Below are 22,624 nucleotides of genomic sequence, written 5' to 3' on the forward strand. Positions count from 1 at the left end.
TCCCTCTGAAGCTGCGATTGCGACCGATGGGACCCGCAGCTAGTCTGCGCCCAAGCAGAACGAGGAAGGTGGGCGATGGACGAGGAAACGGCCGGGACCGGGCCGCAGGGCGTGCTGACGCTGCGTACGCTTGCCATGCCGCGGGACGTCAACGTGAACGGGGACATCTTCGGCGGCTGGGTGCTGAGCCAGATGGACATCGCTGCTGGCATCACGGCCGGAGAGCGGGCGCGCGGGCGGGTCACGACGGTGGCGGTCGATGCGATGAAGTTCCTGCGCCCTGTGAACGTGGGAAACGTGATGTGCATCTATTGCCGCATCGGACGGGTGGGGCGCACGTCGATGGCGATCGAGGTCGAGGCCTGGGCCCTGCGTGGACGCGGCGGCGCGCGCGAGAAGGTGACCGAGGCGGTCTTCACCTTTGTTGCGATCGACGAAAGCGGGCGACCGCGCCCGGTTCCCGAGGCCTGAGTGGTTGTGCCAAAGAAAACGGGCGGCGCCGGGATCAACCGGCACCGCCCGCCTGGTCAAGTCGGTCCGGCTCAGGCGAGCTGGATGTTCGACGCGCTTTCGCGGCCGTCACGGCCGGCTTCGACGTCGTAGGTCACTTTCTGGTTGTCGGCCAGGCCGGTCAGGCCTGCGCGCTCGACGGCGCTGATGTGGACGAAGACGTCCTTGCCACCGGTTTCCGGTGCGATGAAGCCGAAGCCTTTGGTGCTGTTGAACCATTTCACGGTGCCATTGGCCATATCCGTGGTCTCCTTTAGAATTCGTTGCCCGCGGAAGTGCGGCAACCCGGCGTAGTCGGTCTGGATCGAGTGACTGAACGCCGTGTAAGGGAGACAGTGGGTCGACATAGAATAACGTAGCCCTTCGCATATGGCACCTGTCGGGGCATGGCGCAAGGGTGTTTCTTTTGTTTGTAGTCCGCTATCGCCATATCGGCGCGCCAAAATTCTGCCCAATCCGAAGGCTATTGCGGCACTCGGAACAGGAGGGCATGGCATGAGGTTTCTGGTAGCGCTTTTCAATCGGCTGTTCGGGCGTTCGAAGCACGTCCGCGGTGAAAACGTGGCGCATTTGCCGGGCGAACGCGCGCGGATCAAGGACACGGGTATGACCGCTCAGCAGATGGCGTGGCGCAAGGTCGGGGCCGAGGTTGGCGACAGGCGCCTTGCGGAGAAACCCACCAGGTCCTCCGAGTTCGAACGGCTCTTGCGCAAGTAAGGGGCGCCTTTCACGCGGTCTTAACCCGATCAGGCCACGGTTCGGCCATGACCAACTACAGGCGTGCCCGAATCCCCGGGGTCAAGTATTTCTTTACTGTCGCGCTTGCCGACCGGGAGTCCGACCTGCTGATCCGCAGGATCCACGCCCTGCGCCGGGCCTTTGCGCAAACGCTGGCGGAGCGGCCGTTCTGGTGCGACGCCTGCGTCGTCCTGCCCAACCACTTGCACACGGTCTGGACCCTGCCGCCCGGGGATGCCGATTTCTCGACCCGGTGGGGCGCGATCAAGTCCCGGTTCACCCGTGATGTGAAGCCGTCCGGTAGGATGGGGTTGAACCCCATCCTACGCTCCCGGTCGAAAGTGTCCAAAGGCGATGCCGGGGTCTGGCAGCGGCGGTTCTGGGAGCATTGCATCCGCAACGAAGAGGACTACCGCCGGCATATGGCCTATTGCTGGTACAACCCGGTGAAACACGGGCTGTCGGGATCTGCCGTGGACTGGCCCTATTCCTCGATTCACAGGGACATTCGCGCTGGGCGCGTCGCTCCGGGATGGTCCGGGGCATGCGAGCAGGGCGAATTTGGAGAGCCGTAGGATGGGATTCCATCCCATCCGGCGCCAGTCGGCCAAGGCCGGTCACGTGACCCCGGCCGGAAATCGTTCACCGAACGAATTTCTTGTGCTTCAACCGTTTCGGCTCCAGCGCGTCCGGTCCGAGCCGGCGCTTCTTGTCCTCTTCGTAGTCCTCGAAATTGCCCTCGAACCATTCCACATGGGCGTCGCCTTCAAAAGCCAGGATATGCGTGCAGATCCGGTCGAGGAAGAAACGGTCGTGCGAGATCACCACGGCGCAGCCGGCGAAATCGACCAGGGCGTCCTCCAGCGCGCGCAGGGTTTCCACGTCGAGGTCGTTGGTCGGCTCGTCGAGCAGCAGGACGTTGCCGCCCTCTTTAAGCAGCCGCGCCATGTGCACGCGGTTGCGCTCGCCGCCCGACAGGAGCGACAGCTTCTTCTGCTGGTCGCCGCCCTTGAAGTTGAAGGACGAGCAATAGGCGCGGGAATTGACCTGGGCGTCGCCCAGTTCGATCACTTCCCCTCCGCCCGAGATCGCCTCCCAAACGGTGTCATTGGGATTCAGGTCGTCGCGGGACTGGTCGACATAAGACAGCTTCACCGTGTCGCCGTAGTCGACAGATCCGGAATCGGGCTGCTCCTGACCGGTGAGCATTCGGAACAGCGTGGTCTTGCCCGCGCCATTCGGGCCGATCACGCCGACGATGCCACCGGGGGGCAGGGAAAAGGACAGATCCTCGATCAGCTGCTTGTCGCCCATATGCTTGGCCAGGTTCTCGACCTCGATCACCTTCGATCCCAGTCGGGGGCCATTGGGGATGACGATCTGCGCGCGGGTGATCTTCTCGCGCTCCGACTGGCTGGCCATCTCGTTATAGGCCTGGATCCGCGCCTTGGATTTCGCCTGCCGCGCCTTCTGGCCCTGGCGCATCCATTCCAGCTCGCGTTCCAGCGTCTTCTGCTTGGACTTGTCCTCGCGCGCCTCCTGCGACAGCCGCTTGGCCTTCTGTTCCAGCCAGCTTGAATAGTTGCCCTCGTAGGGGATGCCGCGGCCACGGTCCAGCTCGAGGATCCAGCCGGTGATGTCATCCAGGAAATAGCGGTCGTGGGTGACGATCAGGATGGTGCCCTTGTAGTCGATCAGGTGCTGTTGCAGCCAGGCGATGGTTTCCGCGTCCAGGTGGTTGGTCGGTTCGTCCAGAAGCAGCATGTCGGGCGCTTCGAGCAGCAGCTTGCACAGCGCCACACGGCGGGCCTCGCCGCCCGAGAGGTTGGCGGGCATGGCGTCGTCGGGCGGGCAGCGCAGCGCCTCGAGGGCGACGTCGATCTGGGAATCCAGATCCCACAGGTTCTCGCTGTCGATCTCGTCCTGGAGCGTGGCCATCTCCTCGGCGGTCTCGTCGGAATAGTTCATCGCCAGCTCGTTGAACCGGTCGAGCTTGGCCTTCTTGGCGGCGACGCCGAGCATGACGTTTTCGCGCACGGTCAGGGTGTTGTCCAGCTGCGGCTCCTGCGGGAGGTAGCCGACCCTGGCGCCCTCGGCGGCCCAGGCCTCACCGGTGTAGTCGGTGTCGAGCCCGGCCATGATCCGCATCAGGGTGGATTTGCCGGCGCCGTTGACGCCCACGACACCGATCTTCACGCCGGGAAGAAAGCTCAGGTGGATGTTTTCAAAGCATTTCTTGCCGCCGGGATAGGTCTTGGAGACGCCCTGCATGTGATAGACATATTGATAGGCAGCCATGTCGTGTCCTTCTGAACGGGAATTCGGGTCGAGCCGCTAGATACCCAAGCGTGTGGGCCGGGGCAAGGCGGCCCTGGTCGTCCGGAATAGGCCAGTACCACCGGCCCGAATTCGGGCCGCGACGCTGCGCCGCAGCGCAAGCGGGAACCTGCCCAGCGCGATACCCCAATTAGGCGAGTTTTGACTTGCGGTTTTGAGACGCCGCGCCGGCCTCTCAAAACCGGCAGGGTGCGTGAGCAACTAGCGAAGGAAGCGCCAATCCCGGCGCGTCAACCAATTAACGAGGGGATTACCGCTATGAAATACGCTCTTCCGTTTGCCTTGGCCTTCACCGGCGTCACCGCAACAAGCGCGCTGGCCGGAAACCTCGAGCCTGCGCAGGTCGAGCCGGCCATCGCTCCCGCACCTGTTCCCGCCTCCACCAGTGGCGACTGGGGCGGCTTCTATGCGGGTGGTCAGCTTGGCTATGGCTTCGGCAGCCTTGATCTGGACCCGCGCAACATCGACGATCTCGACACCGACGGAATCGTCGGCGGTCTGACGCTCGGGTACCTGTGGGATCTGGGCAACTGGGTCGTCGGTCCGGAACTGCAATACGACTTCTCGGACCTTTCGGTGGACGAGCCTTCGGGCAGCGGCAGCTTCGACGGCATTGCACGTCTCAAGGCGCGCGCCGGTTACGACCTGGGCCGCAGCATGGTCTACGGCAGCGCCGGTGTCGCCTATACCAACTTCGACGGGCTGTCCGGCGTGAATGACATCGATCTCGATGACCCGGGCTATGTCGTCGGCATCGGTTATGACTACCAGGTGAATGACAGCTGGGTCGTCGGCGGCGAATATCAGCACCATGTGTTCGACGACTTCGGTGCGGACGGCAACGATGTCGACTTCGGCACGGTGCATCTGCGCGCGACCTACCAGTTCTGATCCCGCGCTGAATTGCGCCGGATCCGATCCGGACAACAGACCCCGGGCCCACGGCCCGGGGTTTTTCGTTTTGGGGACGTGCTGGCGGCGTCGGCGCGCGCACGGATTGACTTTTCCCGCCCCACGAAGGAAGCAGGGTCACGAAGGATGTGACAAGTGCTTGAAAACAGACCCTTTGCGCGGGCGGGGCAGGTTGTGGGCCTGCTGGGCGGATCCTTCGACCCGCCGCACCAGGGGCATGTCCACATCACACGGGAATCCCTGAAGCGTTTCGGTCTCGATCACGTCTGGTGGCTGGTCAGCCCGGGCAACCCGCTGAAAGCGCGCGGCCCGGCGGCGCTGGACCGGCGGATGACGGCGGCGCGGGGGATCATGCAGCATCCCCGGGTCCGCGTCACCGATCTGGAGGCGCGGCTGCGGACGCGGGCAACGGCCGATACGCTGGCGGAACTCAGGCAGGTCTATCCCGGGGTTCGGTTCGTCTGGCTGATGGGGGCCGACAACCTGGCGCAGCTGCACCTTTGGCAGAACTGGCGATCCATCATGGAAACGGTGCCGGTCGGTGTGCTGGCGCGGCCGGGCGATCGCATCTCGGCCAGGATGTCGGTGGCGGCGCGCGCCTACAAGTCGTATCGACTGGACGGGCAGGCATCGCATCTTCTGGGTCGGGCCAACGCGCCGGCCTGGTGTTTCGTGAACGTGCCGCTGATCTCGGTGAGTTCGACCCAACTCCGGGCGCGGGGCCGCTGGGGTGCGGCCCAGTTGCGGCAAGGGACGGACGAAGGTACCCGGGGATAAGCGGAGCCAGATGCGATGCGCGCGGATAGGTTGCATCGGATCGAAAAAACATGGATCCGGTCGCTTGTCCGCCGCCGCGCTCTGCGCTCTTATGGCGAAATGACACAGCGGATTTCTCGTCGGTTCTTTCTGGGTGGTGTTGCGGCTTCGGTAGGCTTGGGGCCGGCTCTGGCCGATGCGCCACTGGTGTCGTTGCGGCCGCAATTGCGGCCACGGCAGAAGCCGGTCCCCGGGGCGCAGAAACTGATCGCGGACGCCGGGCTGCCGGGAATGGTGGCCTTTGCCGTGGCTGATGTTAAAAGCGGCGTCGGCCTGGAGTCGATCAATGCCGGGGCGGGTCTGCCGCCCGCCAGTGTCGCCAAGGCGCTGACCGCGCTCTACGCTCTGGACACGCTGGGGGCGGATCACCGGTTCGAAACGCGGGTGTTCGCCGAGGGCCCGGTCGAGAACGGCATCCTGCAGGGCGACCTGGTTCTGGCCGGCGGGGCGGATCCGACGCTGGACACCGAGGGCCTGGCGCGGCTGGCGGCCAACCTGAAGGCCGCGGGCGTGCGCGAGGTGCGCGGCGCGTTCAAGGTCTATGACGGGGTCCTGCCGCGTATTCACAGCATCGATCCGGGCCAGCCGGATCATCTGGGCTACAGCCCCGCGATCTCCGGAATCGCATTGAATTTCAACCGCGTGCATTTCGAGTGGAAGCGCGGGACGAGCGGGTATTCGGTCACGATGGACGCCCGCACGGCGAATTACCGGCCTCAGGTGGCGATGTCGCGCATGACCGTCGTGTCGCGGCGGATGCCGGTCTATACCTATGAGCCCGCGCCGGGGATGGATCGCTGGACCGTGGCCAGTGGGGCCTTGGGCGGCGGCGGCGCGCGTTGGTTGCCGGTGCGCAAGCCGGCGCTCTATGCCGGTGACGTGTTCCAGACGCTGGCGCGGTCGCAGGGGATCGTTCTGGACAAGGTGCAGGTGGTGCAGACGGCGCCGACGGGGCGGGTTCTGGCCCGCCATGCCAGCGCGCCACTGCGCGACATCGTTCGGGGGATGCTGAAATATTCCACGAACCTGACCGCCGAGATGGTGGGCATGGCGGCCAGTTCGGGGCGGATCGGGACGCCCGCGTCACTGGCGGAGTCGGCGGCCGAGATGTGCCGCTGGGCCACGGATGCCTATGGCATGTCCTCGACGCTTCTGGTGGATCATTCCGGCCTGGGCGATGCCTCGCGCATGGCGCCGCGCGACCTGGTCGGCGCGCTGGTGCAGGTGCGCCGGGCCGGTATCCTGCGGCCGTTGCTCAAGCCGTTCGCCATGCCGGACGCCTCCGGCCGCCTGGTCAAGGCCGGCCCGGTCGCGGTGGCCGCCAAGACGGGAACGCTGAATTTCGTCTCGGGGCTGGGCGGGTTCGTGACCGCATCGGACGGCACCGAACTGGCCTTTGCCATCTTTACCGCCGACATGGAGCGTCGTTCGCGCCTGAAGCGGAGCCAGCGCGAGCGGCCCGAGGGGGCGCGGGCCTGGAACGGGCAGTCGCGCGGTCTGCAGCGAAAGCTGATCGAAAGGTGGGCGAAGGTTTACGCCAAGGGGCACAAGGCCTGAGGCCAACTCCGGATCTTACGTGGCGTGTCGGGCCCGCGCGCCACGCTCTATCGCCGCGGCATGCAGGCGGTCGATGTTGAGCTCATAGCGCATCTCTTCCAGCAGGCGCAGTTCGCTCTCGCTGAGCCGGCCATCGGCGGCGGCAACGTCGCAGGCCAGCGCGTAGGCGGTTTCGTTCAGGCGTTCCGGCAGGTTGTCGCGGATCAATCCGAACAGGGCATCAAGGCCGTCAACCTGGTCGAAGAGGTCGAACACGATTTGCGAGACGCGTTGAATCCGGTCGTCGTCGTAGTCGGCGAAGATCGGCAGCATGTTCACCGCGGACTGGATCTTGACCAGTTCGGCGGTCCGGATGTTCTCGTCCGAGGCGGACACGGCCAGCATGATCGCAACAAGGCAATCCTGCGGAGTCATCGGATGGGGGGCTTGCTGGTTCATGGTCCTGTCCTGATCGGGTTCTGCAGCTGCAAACTATGGTCGCGGGTCGTTTGGTTCAACTGTTTCCGGCGCCGCCATTCATTGACTCATGCTGCACAAGCACAATAGGAGGGGCCGGGCCGGGCGCATGGTGCTGTCCGGCGCCGCATTCGGCCCGATCCGGCCGGTTCCCGATGGAGATCCAAATGTCTGATCTGCGTGACACCGCACTTGCGTCCAAGGCCTGGCCCTTCGAGGAAGCGCGCCGGGTTCTGAAACGCTATGCCAAGGCGCCGCCGGAAAAGGGATATGTCCTGTTCCAGACCGGATACGGACCCAGCGGCCTGCCGCATATCGGCACCTTTGGCGAGGTGGCGCGCACGACGATGGTGCGCCACGCCTTCGAGCAGCTGAGCGACATTCCGACCAAGCTGATCTGTTTCTCGGACGACATGGACGGGCTGCGCAAGGTGCCGGGCAACGTGCCGAACCAGGAGCGTATGCAGGAGGATCTGAACCTGCCGCTGACCAAGGTGCGCGATCCATTCGGCACACATGAGGGATTTGCCCAGCACAACAACGCGCGTCTATGCGCCTTTCTGGACAGTTTCGGGTTCGAGTACGAATTCGCCAGCGCGACCGATTATTACGCCGCCGGCCGGTTCGACGAGATGCTGCTGGTGGCGCTGGAGCGGTTCGACAAGATAATGGAGATCATGCTGCCCACCCTGGGGGCGGACCGTCAGGCGACCTATTCGCCGTTTTTGCCGGTCAGTCCCAAGACCGGCCATGTCCTGCAGGTGCCGACCCTGGAGCGGAGTGTCGAAAAGGGCACCATCGTCTATGAAGAGCCGGATGGCGAGCGGGTCGAACTGCCGGTGACGGGCGGCAACGTCAAGATGCAGTGGAAGCCCGACTGGGCGCTGCGCTGGGCGGCGCTGGGCGTGGATTACGAGATGTCGGGCAAGGACCTGATCGATTCCGTGACCCAATCGTCCAAGATCTGCCGGGCGCTGGGCAAGCAGCCGCCCGAGGCGCTGAGCTATGAGCTGTTCAACGACGAGAACGGGCAGAAGATTTCCAAGTCCAAGGGCAACGGGCTGAGCATGGAGGAGTGGCTGACCTATGCCGCGCCGGAATCCCTGAGCTATTTCATGTATCAGAAGCCCAAGACCGCCAAGCGGCTGTTCTTCGACGTGATCCCCAAGGCCGTGGACGAGTATCACCAGCAACTGCGCGCCTATCCCGGGCAGGATCTGAAAGCGCAGCTGAACAACCCGGTGTGGCATATCCATTCCGGCGACGTGCCGGAATCCACCCTGATCGTTCCGTTCGGGATGCTGCTGAACCTGGCCTCGGTCTCGGGGGCTCAGGACAGCGATGCGTTGTGGGGGTTCATCCGCCGCTATGCGCCGGACGCCTCGGCCGCCAGCCATCCCGACCTGGATCGGGCGGTGGGCTATGCCGTGCGGTATTTCAACGATTTCGTCAAACCGACGCGCCAGTTCCGCGCACCGACCGAGCCCGAGCGCGAGGCGTTGGAGGCGTTGCGGGCGCAACTGGCCGCCTATGACGGCCCTGTGGAGGACGAGGCGCTGCAATCGGTGGTCTATGCGGTCGGACGCGACCGGTTCGACCCGCTGCGCGACTGGTTCAAGGCGCTTTACGAGGTGCTGTTGGGTGCCAGCCAGGGGCCGCGGTTCGGCGGGTTCATCGCGCTTTATGGTGTCGATGAAACGGTGGCGTTGATCGATCAGGCGCTGGCGGGCGATCTGGCCGGCGATTGACGCGGCGGCGCATGGCACTAGCTCTCCGACATCAAGCGGAGGAGATGCCATGCGCCTTTTTCTGTCGGCCCTGGTGATCAGCCTGGGCCTGTCCCTTGCCGCCCAGGCCCAGAATGCCGAGATAGAAGCCAATATTTCGGCCCAGATCGAAGCGTTCAAGGCCGATGATTTCGACGCCGCCTTCAGCTATGCCAGCCCGAATATCCGTCAGATCTTTCGCACGCCGGAGAATTTCGGCGCGATGGTGCGCGGCGGCTATCCGATGGTGTGGCGCCCCGGGAACGTCCAGTTCCTGGAGTTGCGCGAGATCGCAGGTCGGCTCTGGCAGAAGGTTCTGATAACCGATGCGCAGGGTGCGATCCATATCCTCGACTACCAGATGATCAAGCTTGAATCCGGTTGGAAGATCAACGGCGTGCAGATCCTGCAGGCCCCGGGCGCCGCAGCCTGACGCAACACCACCGTGACGGTGCGGTCAAGCGGCCTTAACCGCCGCTGCTTACCCATTCCCAATGTCCGGGTGCGGCCCGGGCCCGGCTTGCACACGTCCGGATCGACAGGTCCGGGCGATTGGGAAAGGGATCTTTATGAACAAGGCAATCACCGACGGCATCGAGTTCATGCCGCGCGCCTTCGAGCATGGCCTGGACAGGTGGTCGAGCGGCGACGGCACGCCCGGCTCGGAGACCTATGACGGCGCGTTCAACGCAGCTTTCGTGCCCGCGGATGCCGATTTCGGCGGCTGTCTGGAATTGCAGAAATCCGACACGGTGCAAAAGCTGCGATACATGGGGCAGACCCCGATGCAGCCGGGCTGCTATCTGATGATCCGCGCGCGGATCAAGGCAGTGAGCGGCAACCTGCCCCAGGTGCGGATCGCGGGTTGGGCTGGTGACGCGGACGGGCATATCGCGGATGTGCCCGAATTCGCCGCGCCGGTGCAGTTGACAGGCTATGGCGCGGTGGTCGAGGTGACGGGCATCGTCGGATCGGGACCGCGCGGCGGCGTGGACATGCCCTGGGGGCCTGATGCGCTCTATGGTCATTTCGGGTTGGACCTGATCGGCCCGAACGGCGGGATCGTGCGCATCGACGACATCGAGATCACCGACATTTCCGCAGCATTCCTCGATGACAAGATCGGTTTGGTGGATGTGCGCGACTACGGTGCCGTGGGCGACGGCGTATCAGACGATTCATTTGCGTTCGAGGCGGCAGACAAGGCTGCCGACGGACGCCGTGTGCTGGTTCCGGAGGGTGTGTTCCACCTGGCAGAAACCACCAGCCTGAAATCCCAGGCGGTGTTTGTCGGGCGGGTCACGATGCCCGCTGACAAGATGCTGCTGATGACCAAGAGCTTCGATCTTCCCACATATATCGACGCCTTCAAGGACGAGGACCTGGCCTTTCGCAAGGCCTTCCAGGCGCTGGTGAACAATTCCGACCATGAATCGCTGGACATGGGCGGGCGCAAGATCAGCGTGTCCGCGCCCATCGACATGGCCGCCGCGGTTCCCAACCGGCCGAGCTATGCCACGCGCCGGGTCATCCGCAACGGCCAGTTCGATGCCCAGGAGAGCACGGAATGGGACACCGAGGTTTTCACCTCGCAGGCGACCTATGCCCCGTCACAGAATGCGCGCGTTCTGAAGAACGTGGTCAATGTCGTCAACATCCCGGTGGGGGCGCTGGTATCGGGTAACGGGGTGGGGCGCGAGATCTATGTCCGGTCCAAGGACGTCGCGGCGCAGGAGATCACGCTGAACGCGCCGCTTTTCGATGCCGATGGCACACAGGTCTTCACCTTCACCGCGTTCAAGTATCTGCTGGATTTCAGCGGGTTCAGCAAGTTGGCGAAATTCGGGATCCAGAATGTCGAGTTCCAATGCAACGGAAGGTGCAGCGGAATCCGCCTGGCGCCGAACGGGGCCGTCTTCAGCCTGAGCGACAGTTTCGTCAGCCGGCCGAGGGATCGCGGCATCACCTCGATCGGCGGCGGGTGTCAGGGCATGCTGATCGACCAGTGCCAGTTCTTGTCCACCGAGGAGACGCTGAACGTGGCCGATCGCCGGACGATCGCGCTCAATGTCAATGCAAACGACGTGAAGCTGCGGAACAACAGGTCCACCAACTTCCTGCATTTCGCTGTGCTGGGCGGCGGCAACCATATCGTGCTGGGAAACCATTTCTTCCAGGGTGATGCCGTCAGCGACGGCGTGCGCAGTGCCGGTCTGATCCTGCAGGACAATTATGTATCGGTCAGCATTGTCGGCAACTATGTCGACAATTGCTTTGTCGAATGGACGAACGAGCGTGATCCGGATCCGGATTTCTCGGGTGGCTTCTCGTTCAGTTCGCTGAGCATCAGCGACAACGTGTTCCTGGCCAGCGACGTGGCGCCCTGGTTCGCCTTCGTGATCGTCAAGCCGCATGGAAACGGCCACTTCCTCAACGGGGTGAGCGTGACCGGCAACAAGTTCAAGGCGGTGAATGGAGTCGTAGATCGGATCGAGGCTGTCGACACCAGCTTTGCCGATCTGGATTACGACCGGTTCAAGCATGTCGAGGTGTCGGGAAACACCTATCACCAGATCACACGGCAGGCGATGTCACCTCTTCGGGTGCGGCACAGCCAGCCGACGGCCGCGCAGACCTGGGTGGTCGATCCCGCCGCCGAGCTGCCCTTCGGCGGATGGGCGCGGGCCGTCGACGGCGTGGTGCCGATCAACGGGGCCCAGGCGGCCCAGGGCCCGGTATTCGCCGCGCCCTATGTCAGCCTGGCGCAGGGCGCCGCGCGGGACCAGGTACACCTGGTCTGGCCCAAACCGGTCCGCGGCGTGGCCGATGTGATCCTGCGGGTCGACACTTGAACACACGGGCGGCACCGGGCGACCGGCGCCGCCCCGCGATCAGAACTCGCGCCAGAGCGACAGCTTGATGCCATAGGAGTCGGGAAAGGCAGAGCGGCGTTCCGCACCCAGGACCAGGCGCAGGTCGTCGCGCAGCGTGACGATGACCGAAGGTGTCACCGACCACAGTATTTCTTTTCCGGACGGGCGGGCGGTTTCGACCTGAAGCATCGGGTTGAGCCGCCTTCCCTCCGACATCCCGGCGGTCAGGTCGAGTTTGACGAGATCGGCATCGGTGCCGTCCCGCCGCTCGAGCGACAGATCGGCCGCGAACCAGCCGGCGCCGAGCCACCCGCCGAAACCTTTGCCGTAGGACACCGATCCGCGATACATGGGCGACCACTGGTCCCACCAGTGATGGGTGCCGACGCCGAACTCCAGCGCGGCGCGCCCGCCGCCATCCCCGCGATAGAGCGGAAACCGTGCGAAGAGCAGCGCATGACCACTGGTCAATTGATACTCGTCGGCATCCAGGCCCAGGGTCATGTTGCGGTGCAGCCCCCATTCCGCGAACAGGGACGAGCGGTATTCCCAGACCGGATCGGCGTGATATCCGGTTCCCGATACCGACAAGAACCCGGCTCCTGCCTCGCGCAACCAGGCGCCGGCCCGGGCGGAATGCGGCGCGGCCAGGCATATCAGCAGGATGAACAAGATGCGGACCATGCAGCAGCCTCCGCCGCGCAGCCTCGGCAATATTGGTTAACAAGGGGTTACGGGAAGCCTTCAGGTATTGAGCGGACCGAAACGGGCCGGAAAACCGGGATGCAGGCGAACACAGCTGTGCTAGGCTGAGACCCAAAGCAAGGAGTCAGCCAATGCCACGCATAGCCCAGGATGCAACCGTTCAAACCGTGATCACCACGTTCGAAATGACCCCCGGCACGTGCCAGGACCTGCTGGATGCCCTGCGCGCGGCCTATGCCGAGTTCATCTCGAAACAACCGGGGTTCATCGCTGCCGGCCTGCATGTGAACGACGCGCAGACGCGGATCGCGAACTACTCGCAATGGGAGCGGCGCGAGGACTTCCTGGCCATGCTGCGCACCGACGAGATGCGCGCGCGCAATCGCAAGTTCAACGATCTGTGCAAGAGCTTCGAGCCGGTGATGTATGATGTCGCGGCAACCTTCGACACCAAGTGATCTGGATCATTGCGCCGGCCCGCCGGGCTTGGCAGGCTTGACCCAAACACGAGGAGGGTACGCCCCATGTATCACAATATCCTGGTCCCGATTTCCTTCGACACCGACCGCGACACGTCCGCGCCGCTGAAGCTGGCCGAGTTGCTGGCGACGCCGGATGCAAGGGTGACGCTGCTGCACGTGGTCGAGCATATCCCGACCTACGCGATCAGCTACATGCCGCAGGACTACATGGCCTCGGCGCGAAAGGCGATCCAGGCGGAACTGGACGAGTTGGCCGGCCGGCTGCCGAACGCCACCGGCGTCGTGGTCGAAGGCCATTCCGGCCGATCGATCCTGGACTGGGCGGAAGAGAACAAACCGGACCTGATCATCATCGCGTCGCACCGCCCGGGCATGCAGGACCTGCTGCTGGGCTCGACCGCCAGCCAGGTGGTGCGCCATGCGGCCTGCGCGGTGCATGTGGTGCGCTGAGCCCACAACGCACGGACGCGGCCATGCGACAGGCGGCATGGATCGCCCGGACCGGCGCGATCTATGCCAGCGTCAGATAGTGCATGTAGACGATCAGAAGAAAGGCCGACACGCCACAGATCGCCGCCAGCGGCAGGAGCGGGCGCGCGGGTTCCTCGGCGTCATCCGACGCGGCGATCACAAGATCGCCGCCCAGGACCAGAAGAACGGCGAACACGGCGAATCCAAGCCCGATCAAGGTGTGCATGTGCTGGTCCCTCCCTATTTCCGCCACTCCGGCAGAGCCTGAGTCATGACCGATTCCGGGCGCGGCGTCTGTGACCTGGACCACACAAGGCGACGGCCGCCGCCTCAGCTTTGCCACAGTGCCGTGCCATCACCAGCGCATGACACGGATCGTCAAACCGCCGCGCCCAGGGGCCAGGACCACGCCTGCCGAGCGCCGCCGGCGCCGGGCCGAACGGACACGTGCGCGGGCGCTGTCGCCAGTGCGCCTTGTCTGGTTGCTTTTCAGCCTGCCACTGATCGCCGGCAGCGTGGCCGTGTCGGTCTATCTGCGCACCAGCCCCTATCCGCGGGCACAGGCGATGCAGCACCTGGTGGCGCGCGCCGGATGCGAGGCGGCGGCGCGGGTCGGCGTGCGGTATGCCCGGAAGGGTCAGCCGGGATATCATGCCCGCAACGACCCCGATGGCGACGGGGTGGCCTGCGGATCGGCCCCGGCGGCGCGAACCGCGGCCAGCGCGGCGCCCGAACCCCCGTCGGGACCGGCCACACGCCAGGTCGGCGGCGCAAAATTCGTTCGGCCCTGACGCACCGGCGGACCCCCGCGCAAGGCTCCAACTCCCCAGAAATACGGATGGATTCCACCGCGCGCACCCCTATCTCCGAACGAGACATTTGGAGGTGCCCGATGAAATGCCCGATTGACGGAAGCGACCTTGTGATCTCGGACCGCAGCGGGGTCGAGATCGACTATTGCCCGCAATGCCGCGGCGTGTGGCTGGACCGGGGCGAGCTGGACAAGATCATCGAACGCTCGGCCGAGCATCTCGCGCCGCCGCCCCCGCCCCAGGCGCGGTATGACGAACGCTCGGACCACGGCTATCGCAAGAAAAAGAAGCGCGGCGGGTTCCTGGAGGACCTGTTCGACTTCTGAGGCGATGGCCGGTCCGGGCGAAAATCCTCCCGCGGCTCCGGAAATCGTGTAACCCTTGTCCGGTCGGACCTCATTTCGAGGCCCGCAAGGGGGTGCTGCGCCCCATGGGAGGGACACGATGTTTGCTCGGATTACCCAATTCAAGATGAAGCCTGGAACCCGCGACGCCGCTACCGCGCGGATGGAGGAACTCAAGGGTCAGATCATGGCCATGCCGGGGATGCACAGTTTCCTCAACGTGATGAACGAGGATGGCAGCGGCTATGTCGTCTCGGTGGTCGACAGCGAGGCGACCTCCGACGCCAACGCGCCCAAAGTGGCCGAGCTATGGGGGCAGTTCGCGGAATTCCTGGAAGGCCCGCCGACGCCCGGTGGGTTCGACGTGATCGCGAATTGGAGCAAGTGAGCCGGTTGGGTGACAGCGCTTTGGGGCGGGGTTTTGCCCCGCCTCTTGCTGTTCGAGGTAGTTCATCGAGGGTGCGGCCCGGCTGTGCAAGAGATGAAATGGCTGCTGGTCTATGACCAGCGCAGCACTTGCGACGTGCCCCTGTGAGATCTTAGCGCGACGTTGATTAGGCTGGTCGTGTCAGTGCAGAGCAAGAAGAAGCGAGCGGAGTTGAAGGTTTAAGTTGGAGTAAAAATCAACTTAAGGTTGCAACCATGCGGCTTTGACAAGAGAATCAACAAGGCGTTCCGAACGTGCAGCAATCGCTGTACTCTGCTTGGCTAGTTGACAATTTAGCTTTCGAACAAGAGAATCATCTAACAATAGGCAATCCGAATCAGCATCAGACCTTCCAAAACCGATTGCCAATTTGGGCGAAAAGGTAGTCCACAACTCGACTCCAGGTTCGCCCAATTCCTGTAATGGATACTCCTCGAACCTCACGACTGGTTTGCTAGCAACTATAAATTGCTTCGCTTCTCGTAGCGGTTTTGCCACGATTATCCGCATAGAAACCAACCTATTAAGAATGCTCTCCGCTTGTTTGCCAAGGTTGTGAACTCTGCTGTTGGTTTTTACTTTCTCTCGAAATTTCTCTTCACTTAGTAACTTCTTTTCGACATCAGAGAGCCTGCGAAACTTTGTCTCTAATTCTGCTTCAATACCTGCGTGAAAAACCTCGTCTGACGCACTTTGTACAATAGGTTTCAGAAAATCAGGTCCACGTTTGATGTGGTTGTAGAAGAACTGAACGAAGCGGTCTCTGGAAGCTATTTTTGGAAAATTCAGAACCCCGGTTTTTGCGGCCATGTCAAAAACTGTTGCCCATTTGGGGACGTAATTGTCAAGCTCATAGGCGAAGAACTTTTCGACTGTATCGTCTGTCTCGCCGTCACCACTAGTAATGCTATTGTAGTGCCGTCGACAGAAAATTCTCTCGATGTTCCGCATTTTTACATCTCGACGATCTCCATACCTAGTAGCGTAGTAGGTTGCGTTGCCAGAAACACAGAATTCCCTCAGAATGGCCTTTGGGATATAATGGTGTCTTTTTGATTTTGACATTTTGTAGAATGCTTCCTTACCTCTTCCGCCGCTTCACATTCCCACCCCTTTGCCCCGGACGTCCAGCCGTTGACCGTCCTTTGCCCTTCACGGCCGCCTCGCCGGCCTTCTCGACCGCCCATTGCCGCGCCATCGGGTCGTCGGCCACCGCAAGGTCGACCGCTTCCAGCCGCTTGATCTCGTCGCGCAGACGGGCCGCTTCCTCGAATTCCAGGTTCTCGGCGGCCTTGCGCATGTCCACCCGCAGCCCGTCCAGCACCGCCTCGAGATTGGCGCCGTGCAGCGGCTTGTCGATCTGGGCGGTCACCCGGTTCATGTCCACGTCGCCCTGGTAGAGGCCTGACAGGATGTCGTCGACATTCTTGCGGATGGTTTCGGGCGTGATGCCGTGTTCCTCGTTATAGGCGATCTGCTTGGCCCGCCGGCGGTCGGTCTCGGCCAGCGCACGCTCCATCGAGCCGGTGATGCGGTCGGCATACATGATGACGCGGCCCTCGGCGTTGCGCGCCGCCCGCCCGATGGTCTGGATCAGCGAGGTCTCGGACCGAAGAAACCCCTCCTTGTCGGCGTCCAGGATGGCCACCAGCCCGCATTCGGGGATGTCCAGCCCCTCACGCAGCAGGTTGATGCCCACCAGCACGTCGAAGGCGCCCAGGCGCAGGTCGCGCAGGATCTCGATGCGTTCGATCGTGTCGATGTCGGAATGCATGTAGCGGACCTTGATGCCCTGCTCGTGCAGGTATTCGGTCAGATCCTCGGCCATGCGCTTGGTCAGCGTGGTGACCAGCGTGCGGAAGCCCGCGGCGGTCACCTTGCGTACCTCGTCCAGCAGGTCGTCGACCTGCATCTCGACGGGGCGGATCTCGACCTGCGGATCCAGCAGGCCGGTGGGGCGGATCACCTGTTCGGTGAAGACTCCGCCGGTCTGCTCGATCTCCCATTTCGCCGGCGTGGCGCTGACAAAGACCGATTGCGGCCGCATGGCGTCCCATTCCTCGAACTTGAGGGGTCGGTTGTCCATGCAGGAGGGCAGGCGGAACCCGTGCTCGGCCAGGGTGAATTTGCGGCGATAGTCGCCACGATACATGCCGCCGATCTGGGGCACGCTGACATGGGATTCGTCGGCAAAGACGATGGCATTGTCGGGGATGAATTCGAAGAGGGTCGGGGGCGGCTCGCCCGGCGCGCGCCCGGTCAGATAGCGGGAATAGTTCTCGATCCCGTTGCAGACGCCGGTCGCCTCGAGCATTTCCAGATCGAAATTGGTGCGCTGTTCCAGCCGCTGCGCCTCCAGCAGCTTGCCTTCGCCGACCAACTGGTCGAGGCGCTGGCGCAGCTCCTTCTTGATGCCGATGATCGCCTGCTGCATCGTCGGCTTCGGCGTCACGTAGTGCGAGTTGGCATAGACGCGGATCTGCTCGAAGGTGTCGGTCTTTTCGCCGGTCAGCGGATCGAACTCGGTGATCGCCTCCAGCTCTTCGCCGAAGAACGAGAGTCTCCAGGCCCGGTCCTCCAGGTGGGCGGGCCAGATCTCCAGGCTGTCGCCGCGCACCCGGAACGACCCGCGCTGGAACGCCTGGTCGTTGCGGCGGTATTGCTGGGCCACCAGGTCGGCTATGATCTGGCGCTGGTCATACTCGCCGCCCACCTTCAGATCCTGGGTCATGGCGCCATAGGTCTCGACCGAGCCGATGCCGTAGATGCACGACACCGAGGCCACGATGATCACGTCGTCACGCTCCAGAAGCGCCCTTGTGGCCGAGTGGCGCATCCGGTCGATCTGTTCGTTGATCTGGCTTTCCTTCTCGATATAGGTGTCCGAGCGCGGGACATAGGCCTCGGGCTGGTAGTAGTCGTAGTAGCTGACGAAATACTCCACCGCGTTTTCGGGAAAGAAGCTTTTGAACTCGCCATAGAGCTGCGCGGCCAGCGTCTTGTTCGGGGCGAGGATGATGGCCGGGCGCTGGGTTTCCTCGATCACGCGCGCCATGGTGAAGGTCTTGCCGGTCCCGGTGGCCCCCAGCAGGACCTGGTTCTGCTCGCCCTCCGTCACGCCTTCGGTCAGTTCGGCGATGGCGGTGGGCTGGTCGCCGGCGGCGCTGAACTCGGTGTGCATCCGGAACGTCTTGCCACCCTCCAGCTTGGGCCGGGCCCGCACGTCTTCGGCAACCATCTGGGACTTGTCGGAATGGGCATAGGGCATCGGGGCGCTCGCGTTTTCGGGTGCGTTCGAGAGTTGTTCCGAATCCCGCCGGGTTCAAGGGGGCTGATGACGGGACATGGCAGCAGGCCCCTGATGTCGCGCGTGCGGCGGCTGGACACCGGCGCGGCAGGATGCGACCAGATACGGGCTTGTCGGGGCGATCCGTTCGCCGCATATATGGGCCGACGCCAGACCTCAAGGGAGAGACCGATGCGCGCACGGATCTACAAGCCCGCCCGGAACGCGATGACCTCGGGCACGGCGAAGACCCGCAAATGGGTGCTCGACTTCGCACCGTCCTCGGCCCGCGAGGTCGATCCGCTGATGGGGTGGACCTCCTCTGACGACACCCAGAGCCAGGTGCGGTTGCGCTTCGACACCAAGCAGGAGGCGCTGGACTATGCCAAGGCGCATGGGATCGACGCCATCGTGACCGAGCCCCACAAGCGCAAGCAGAACATCCGGCCGCGCGGATACGGCGAGAATTTCGCCCCCGACCGGCGCGGGCCCTGGACCCACTGAGCACATGACCGGCACGGCTGCGATCGGTCGGGACCGGCCGGACGATCCGGCGGTCGTGGCGCTTTTGCAGCAGCATTTCGCCCTGATGCGCGCGACCTCGCCGGAAGAGAGCTGTCACGTTCTGAAGCCCGGGCAGTTGCTGGACAGCGGCGCGGTGGTGGTCACCGCAAGGCAGGATGGCGCGGTGCTGGGCGTCGGCGCGCTGACCCGGATCGGGCCGGATCATGGCGAGTTGAAGTCCATGCACACCGCCCGCGCGGCCCGCGGTCGCGGCATTGGCCGGGACATCCTGACCGCCCTGATGCAGGAGGCTCGGGCGCAAGGGCTAACCCGTCTCAGCCTGGAAACCGGATCGCAACCGGACTTCGCCGCCGCCCGCGCCCTCTATGCCGCGAACGGGTTCGAGATCTGTCCGCCCTTCGGCGCCTATGTGTCCGACCCGCTGAGCGTTTTCATGACCAGGCGGCTTTGACCGCTTGCCCCGCCCGCCCGGCTGCGGCAAAAGCGGGTCAGCGGTCCCGTAGCTCAACTGGATAGAGCAGCTGACTTCTAATCAGCAGGTTCGGGGTTCGAGTCCTCGCGGGATCGCCAGTTTACCCTTTTAGGTCAGTATCTTGCCGGTTTCTGCGTTCAGTGTCCGTCCGACCGTCCGAATGCGTCCGAGTCGGACGGTGCTCGTTGATCGGGATATGAGCGCAAATCAGGTCTAGGACTGCCTCATGCTCGGCGCGTCGTTCCGCGCTGCTCATTTCCGCCGGGTCTTTCTTGATAATTTCGCGATAAGCCTTCCGCGCGGCTGCGATCGCGCCTTCGTCAAGCTTGACCATCTTCACCCCTCCCGCCGGCACTGGTTGCAAAGCCGGTTGTGCGGGCCTTCGGATGTGAACTTGGCGCCGCAGCACAGGCAGGGGCGGCGGAGCTGGCGGGAGCGGCGCAGCAGGCGCTCGGCCGCGCTCTGGGCCTGACAGCGGTTGTGGTACCACCTGGTGACGCGCTGTTCGCCATTGAACGCGGCGAAGGCGCGGCCGGATCCGATGACGTCCAGCATCTCAGTGCACCTTTCCAAGCGTCGGCCGCGGCGCCTTCAGCTCGTCCGAGATCGCCTTGCCGAGGAAGTGGTGGACGGCCGCCTGGTTGATCTTCAGCGCGCAGCCCGGGCAGTCGCAGCCGGCGGAATAGACGGCCGAGTTGCCGGCGTCGTCGACCAGGAAGGCGGCCCAGCTGTGCACGTCGGCGCGGCCGGCCTCTTTCTCCTCGCTGATCACGCGGGTCAGGTACTCCATCGCGGCGTCGATCCGCGCGTTGTTCTTCAAGCTGCTCATGCCTCTTTCCTCTTTTTCGGCCTCTCGATAGACAGCACCGCGCGGCTCGAGGTCGCAAAGCTCGCCGGCATGTAGGTGTCCTGCAGCCGGGGATCGAGCGCGGCGGTGTTGCCCAGCACGTCGCCGACATCGTCGTCAGTGGCGCCGCCGGCGCGCGACCAGACGGCGAAGGTGCGGCGCAGATCGCGGAACTGCAGCGGGTCTCGGCCGTCCAGGCTGCGGCAGTGCGTGGCCGCGGCCGCGCGGACCTCCCCCCAGCGCGACCAGAACAGGTCTTCGGAATAGCCCTGGCCGGTGCGCTCCTCGATCAGCAGCCGTGCGTCCTTGTCGGCGTCGGCCAGGCGGGCCTCGATGCGATCCAGCACCAGCGGGTGCAGCTGCATCAGTCCCAGCGTGCCGCGCTTGGAGCGGTCGACCTGCCAGGCCCAGACCGTCTGTTGCGCGCGGCCGAGCGGGATCGTGACCTGGCGGAAGTCGCCGCAGGTGGCCTCGATCACGTCGGTCTGGCGCTGGCCCTGCAGGGCGCTGAGCAGGACGGCCGTGCCGATCGAGCGCAGGCCGCAGGTCGTTGCGGCGTCGAGGATGGCGTCGAGCTCGTCCCAGGTGGCGATGCGGCGGCGGGGCTTCGGCACTTTCATCTTGATGCGGAAGCAGGGGTTGCTGTCCTCGGCGCGCCAGCCCTTGAGCTCGGCGAAGCTGAACAGGATCGACATCATCCGGATCAGTGCGACGGCCTGCGTCTCGCCCCGCGCGGCGCGGTTCGTCACGTACCATTCCCGCATCACCGGCTTGGTGAAGCTGGTCACCGGGTAGCTGCCCCATTTCGCCTCGATGAGCCGGAGGTTGCGGGCATAGCTGGCCTGCGTCTTGAGTTTCTTGTCGGTGAACTCCGGATCCCGCTGGTAGGCGTGGATCAGCGCGGCCAGGGTGCGCCCGGTCGAGGTGACGGGCGTCTTCGTTTCGCCGGCGCGCTTGCGGGCGACGTCCTCGTTCAGCTCCGTGGCGCGGCGCACCGACCAGCTGAGCTTGTCCGCGCTCAGCTCGACCGGCTCGAAGCCCAGGGCCCGCGCGCCTGCATTGGGTTCCCACCAGATCCGCCAGCTGCCATCGGCGCGCGCGCGTTGCCGCAGGCCGGGGATCTTTTGGGAGATGGGCGCGCGCGGCTTCATGATGTCAGCCAGTATTCCCGAACCTGGCTGTCCGGCTTTTCGTCGAAATCGGTGAAGTCGCCGTCCTGGTCCATGAGGAAGATGTCGGCGACCGTGCGTTCCGCGACCGACCCGGTCACCGGATGGTCGCCATACACGTGTACCAGCTCGGTCAGGCGGGCGATGAGTTCGGAGGCCTTCATGCCTTCCGCGCCTCTTCGAGAAGGACCACGTTGGCCCCGATCGGGGTCGGCGCGGCCGGGTTTGCGATGCCGGCGGTGTCCAGCCAGGCCTGGACGGCGTCGGTGCGCCATTTCAGCGGGCGCTGGCAGGTGGGCATGGGCGGCGGAAAGTCCTCCTGCCGCTCCAGCCGGCGGCGGGCGGCCAGGAAGCCGGCGGCGGTTTCGAAGCCGACCATCTCGGCCACGGCGTCTGCAGTGATGAAAGTCATTCGCCCATCCTTTCCTGGACGTGGCGGTTGCGCTCCATTGCGGCGCGGAAATCGTCCTGGACCTCGGGGTGGTTCTCGGGCCAGGGCGTGCGCTTCTCGGCGAAAGCCATGATCGCCAGGAAGGCCAGGCTGGAGACGATCGAGATTGCGCCGATGATTGCCAGTGCCAGTGTCATCATGGTCGGTTGATCCTGTGTGGCGTCCCGGACGTGCCGCCTGCCGGCCGGGTGTGAGTGATGGCGGGGGCGAAGGCGAGCAGCTCTTCGCGGGCGGCCCCCAAGCGCAACTCAGGTCAGAAAGGTGACGTTGTCGGGGGCGGCCATGTCCTGGATCACCCGCAATGCGCGGCGGTGGTGCAGGCATTCGCGCAGCAGCGGGGCGGCGACCATGCTGATCAGGTTCAGATGGGCGCCCAGCTCCTCGGGCTTCTGGTCTTCCCAGTCGCCCTCGAGCGCCTCGGCCGAGCGGATGGCCATCTCGAGCTTCTCATCCGAAATCGGCCCGGGGACGGCGCGGGGCACGGTCTGCTCGACAGGGTGTGCCATGATGTTCCTCCTCTTGGTTGTGACCCAAGAGTTAGGAGTTGCTACCCCTGACTGTCAACGCAAAAAAGGTAAAAATCACAAAAAAGGTGACGCGAGGAGTAAGGGAGACGTCCGTAGGAGTGGGCGAAAGCGCACATTTCGTGCGCGCCGGACGTGGCACGC

Annotated in this window: 30 protein-coding genes and 1 tRNA gene; 17 read left to right on the plus strand and 14 right to left on the minus strand. The window is 64.2% G+C overall.

Features of this window, described 5'->3' with window-relative positions:
- The first annotated feature begins 75 nt into the window (after positions 1-75).
- The gene (locus BMX57_RS14490; RefSeq protein WP_092368528.1) at positions 76-471 is read left to right on the plus strand and encodes an acyl-CoA thioesterase; all 396 of its coding nucleotides are present in this window, start codon (positions 76-78) and stop codon (positions 469-471) included.
- 71 nt (positions 472-542) lie between these two features.
- Here the strand turns inward: BMX57_RS14490 and BMX57_RS14495 are convergent, their stop codons facing one another.
- On the minus strand, positions 543-749 hold the full coding sequence (locus BMX57_RS14495) for a cold-shock protein (RefSeq protein ID WP_092368531.1): 207 nt from the start codon (positions 747-749) through the stop codon (positions 543-545).
- Between the two features lie 256 nt (positions 750-1,005).
- On the opposite strand from BMX57_RS14495, the gene BMX57_RS14500 reads away from it, so the two are divergent.
- Positions 1,006-1,227: a hypothetical protein gene (locus BMX57_RS14500; protein ID WP_092368533.1), complete on the plus strand. Its 222-nt coding sequence runs from the start codon at positions 1,006-1,008 to the stop codon at positions 1,225-1,227.
- Positions 1,228-1,274: 47 nt separating this feature from the next.
- Entirely contained in the window at positions 1,275-1,823 is a 549-nt protein-coding gene (locus tag BMX57_RS14505; protein WP_092368536.1) for an REP-associated tyrosine transposase, read from the plus strand.
- A gap of 67 nt (positions 1,824-1,890) precedes the next feature.
- Here the strand turns inward: BMX57_RS14505 and ettA are convergent, their stop codons facing one another.
- Complete coding sequence (ettA, locus tag BMX57_RS14510; protein ID WP_092368539.1) at positions 1,891-3,546, minus strand: energy-dependent translational throttle protein EttA; 1,656 nt, start codon at positions 3,544-3,546, stop codon at positions 1,891-1,893.
- A gap of 297 nt (positions 3,547-3,843) precedes the next feature.
- Between ettA and BMX57_RS14515 the strand changes: the two genes are divergently transcribed.
- The 3 genes from BMX57_RS14515 (at position 3,844) to dacB (ending at position 6,870) form a co-directional block, all read left to right on the plus strand.
- A complete protein-coding gene (locus BMX57_RS14515; protein WP_092368542.1) occupies positions 3,844-4,476 on the plus strand; it encodes an outer membrane protein in 633 nt (210 codons plus the stop codon).
- A 156-nt stretch (positions 4,477-4,632) separates the two neighbouring features.
- Entirely contained in the window at positions 4,633-5,274 is a 642-nt protein-coding gene (locus tag BMX57_RS14520) for a nicotinate-nucleotide adenylyltransferase (protein ID WP_092368545.1), read from the plus strand.
- 99 nt (positions 5,275-5,373) lie between these two features.
- On the plus strand, positions 5,374-6,870 hold the full coding sequence (gene dacB, locus BMX57_RS14525; protein WP_092368834.1) for a D-alanyl-D-alanine carboxypeptidase/D-alanyl-D-alanine endopeptidase: 1,497 nt from the start codon (positions 5,374-5,376) through the stop codon (positions 6,868-6,870).
- Positions 6,871-6,885: 15 nt separating this feature from the next.
- Here the strand turns inward: dacB and BMX57_RS14530 are convergent, their stop codons facing one another.
- Positions 6,886-7,308: a tellurite resistance TerB family protein gene (locus BMX57_RS14530; protein WP_092368548.1), complete on the minus strand. Its 423-nt coding sequence runs from the start codon at positions 7,306-7,308 to the stop codon at positions 6,886-6,888.
- 185 nt (positions 7,309-7,493) lie between these two features.
- On the opposite strand from BMX57_RS14530, the gene BMX57_RS14535 reads away from it, so the two are divergent.
- From BMX57_RS14535 to BMX57_RS14545, 3 genes are all read left to right on the plus strand, one after another.
- Complete coding sequence (locus BMX57_RS14535) at positions 7,494-9,074, plus strand: lysine--tRNA ligase (RefSeq protein ID WP_092368837.1); 1,581 nt, start codon at positions 7,494-7,496, stop codon at positions 9,072-9,074.
- Positions 9,075-9,123: 49 nt separating this feature from the next.
- Positions 9,124-9,525: a DUF4864 domain-containing protein gene (locus tag BMX57_RS14540; RefSeq protein ID WP_092368551.1), complete on the plus strand. Its 402-nt coding sequence runs from the start codon at positions 9,124-9,126 to the stop codon at positions 9,523-9,525.
- A gap of 136 nt (positions 9,526-9,661) precedes the next feature.
- Positions 9,662-11,944 (plus strand): glycosyl hydrolase family 28-related protein, encoded by a 2,283-nt coding sequence (locus BMX57_RS14545; protein WP_092368554.1) that lies wholly within the window; start codon positions 9,662-9,664, stop codon positions 11,942-11,944.
- A gap of 39 nt (positions 11,945-11,983) precedes the next feature.
- On the opposite strand, the gene BMX57_RS14550 is transcribed toward BMX57_RS14545, so the two are convergent.
- Positions 11,984-12,649 carry a hypothetical protein gene (locus tag BMX57_RS14550; RefSeq protein WP_092368557.1) on the minus strand — a complete coding sequence of 222 codons (666 nt, stop codon included), beginning with the start codon at positions 12,647-12,649 and terminating at the stop codon, positions 11,984-11,986.
- A 152-nt stretch (positions 12,650-12,801) separates the two neighbouring features.
- On the opposite strand from BMX57_RS14550, the gene BMX57_RS14555 reads away from it, so the two are divergent.
- Positions 12,802-13,128 carry an antibiotic biosynthesis monooxygenase family protein gene (locus BMX57_RS14555; RefSeq protein ID WP_092368560.1) on the plus strand — a complete coding sequence of 109 codons (327 nt, stop codon included), beginning with the start codon at positions 12,802-12,804 and terminating at the stop codon, positions 13,126-13,128.
- 66 nt (positions 13,129-13,194) lie between these two features.
- On the plus strand, positions 13,195-13,602 hold the full coding sequence (locus BMX57_RS14560) for a universal stress protein (RefSeq protein ID WP_092368563.1): 408 nt from the start codon (positions 13,195-13,197) through the stop codon (positions 13,600-13,602).
- 61 nt (positions 13,603-13,663) lie between these two features.
- On the opposite strand, the gene BMX57_RS14565 is transcribed toward BMX57_RS14560, so the two are convergent.
- Positions 13,664-13,849 (minus strand): hypothetical protein, encoded by a 186-nt coding sequence (locus tag BMX57_RS14565; protein ID WP_092368566.1) that lies wholly within the window; start codon positions 13,847-13,849, stop codon positions 13,664-13,666.
- 70 nt (positions 13,850-13,919) lie between these two features.
- On the opposite strand from BMX57_RS14565, the gene BMX57_RS14570 reads away from it, so the two are divergent.
- The 3 genes from BMX57_RS14570 (at position 13,920) to BMX57_RS14580 (ending at position 15,167) form a co-directional block, all read left to right on the plus strand.
- Positions 13,920-14,414, plus strand: coding sequence for an excalibur calcium-binding domain-containing protein (locus BMX57_RS14570; protein WP_218142425.1), 495 nt, complete (start codon positions 13,920-13,922; stop codon positions 14,412-14,414).
- Between the two features lie 101 nt (positions 14,415-14,515).
- Complete coding sequence (locus BMX57_RS14575; protein ID WP_092368572.1) at positions 14,516-14,761, plus strand: TFIIB-type zinc ribbon-containing protein; 246 nt, start codon at positions 14,516-14,518, stop codon at positions 14,759-14,761.
- Between the two features lie 118 nt (positions 14,762-14,879).
- Entirely contained in the window at positions 14,880-15,167 is a 288-nt protein-coding gene (locus BMX57_RS14580) for a putative quinol monooxygenase (protein WP_092368575.1), read from the plus strand.
- A gap of 240 nt (positions 15,168-15,407) precedes the next feature.
- Here BMX57_RS14580 and BMX57_RS14585 read toward each other — a convergent pair whose 3' ends face one another.
- Both BMX57_RS14585 and uvrB read right to left on the minus strand, forming a co-directional pair.
- Positions 15,408-16,271, minus strand: coding sequence for a DUF4238 domain-containing protein (locus BMX57_RS14585; RefSeq protein ID WP_092368577.1), 864 nt, complete (start codon positions 16,269-16,271; stop codon positions 15,408-15,410).
- A gap of 16 nt (positions 16,272-16,287) precedes the next feature.
- Positions 16,288-18,474 (minus strand): excinuclease ABC subunit UvrB, encoded by a 2,187-nt coding sequence (gene uvrB, locus BMX57_RS14590; protein ID WP_092368580.1) that lies wholly within the window; start codon positions 18,472-18,474, stop codon positions 16,288-16,290.
- A 210-nt stretch (positions 18,475-18,684) separates the two neighbouring features.
- Between uvrB and BMX57_RS14595 the strand changes: the two genes are divergently transcribed.
- The 3 genes from BMX57_RS14595 (at position 18,685) to BMX57_RS14605 (ending at position 19,587) form a co-directional block, all read left to right on the plus strand.
- Entirely contained in the window at positions 18,685-18,996 is a 312-nt protein-coding gene (locus BMX57_RS14595) for an ETC complex I subunit (RefSeq protein ID WP_092368583.1), read from the plus strand.
- A gap of 4 nt (positions 18,997-19,000) precedes the next feature.
- Positions 19,001-19,468 carry a GNAT family N-acetyltransferase gene (locus BMX57_RS14600; RefSeq protein ID WP_092368586.1) on the plus strand — a complete coding sequence of 156 codons (468 nt, stop codon included), beginning with the start codon at positions 19,001-19,003 and terminating at the stop codon, positions 19,466-19,468.
- Positions 19,469-19,510: 42 nt separating this feature from the next.
- Positions 19,511-19,587, plus strand: a tRNA-Arg gene (locus BMX57_RS14605).
- Between the two features lie 238 nt (positions 19,588-19,825).
- Here BMX57_RS14605 and BMX57_RS14615 read toward each other — a convergent pair.
- The 7 genes from BMX57_RS14615 to BMX57_RS14645 all read right to left on the minus strand — a co-directional run bounded on the left by BMX57_RS14615 (position 19,826) and on the right by BMX57_RS14645 (position 22,462).
- Positions 19,826-20,044 (minus strand): hypothetical protein, encoded by a 219-nt coding sequence (locus tag BMX57_RS14615; protein WP_092368591.1) that lies wholly within the window; start codon positions 20,042-20,044, stop codon positions 19,826-19,828.
- Between the two features lies 1 nt (position 20,045).
- Positions 20,046-20,318, minus strand: a complete 273-nt coding sequence (locus BMX57_RS14620) for a hypothetical protein (protein ID WP_092368594.1) — start codon at positions 20,316-20,318, stop codon at positions 20,046-20,048.
- The gene (locus BMX57_RS14625; RefSeq protein ID WP_092368597.1) at positions 20,315-21,487 is read right to left on the minus strand and encodes a site-specific integrase; all 1,173 of its coding nucleotides are present in this window, start codon (positions 21,485-21,487) and stop codon (positions 20,315-20,317) included. Before BMX57_RS14625 ends, BMX57_RS14620 begins: the two co-directional genes overlap by 4 nt.
- Positions 21,484-21,669, minus strand: coding sequence for a hypothetical protein (locus tag BMX57_RS14630; protein ID WP_092368600.1), 186 nt, complete (start codon positions 21,667-21,669; stop codon positions 21,484-21,486). The genes BMX57_RS14625 and BMX57_RS14630 overlap by 4 nt, the downstream gene beginning before the upstream one ends.
- A complete protein-coding gene (locus BMX57_RS14635; protein ID WP_092368603.1) occupies positions 21,666-21,917 on the minus strand; it encodes a hypothetical protein in 252 nt (83 codons plus the stop codon). Before BMX57_RS14635 ends, BMX57_RS14630 begins: the two co-directional genes overlap by 4 nt.
- Positions 21,914-22,096, minus strand: coding sequence for a hypothetical protein (locus BMX57_RS14640; RefSeq protein WP_092368606.1), 183 nt, complete (start codon positions 22,094-22,096; stop codon positions 21,914-21,916). The genes BMX57_RS14635 and BMX57_RS14640 overlap by 4 nt, the downstream gene beginning before the upstream one ends.
- Before the next feature lie 108 nt (positions 22,097-22,204).
- Positions 22,205-22,462: a hypothetical protein gene (locus BMX57_RS14645; RefSeq protein WP_092368609.1), complete on the minus strand. Its 258-nt coding sequence runs from the start codon at positions 22,460-22,462 to the stop codon at positions 22,205-22,207.
- Positions 22,463-22,624 lie beyond the last annotated feature (162 nt).

It is taken from the genome of Cribrihabitans marinus (assembly GCF_900109035.1).
Classification (GTDB): Bacteria; Pseudomonadota; Alphaproteobacteria; order Rhodobacterales; family Rhodobacteraceae; genus Cribrihabitans; species Cribrihabitans marinus.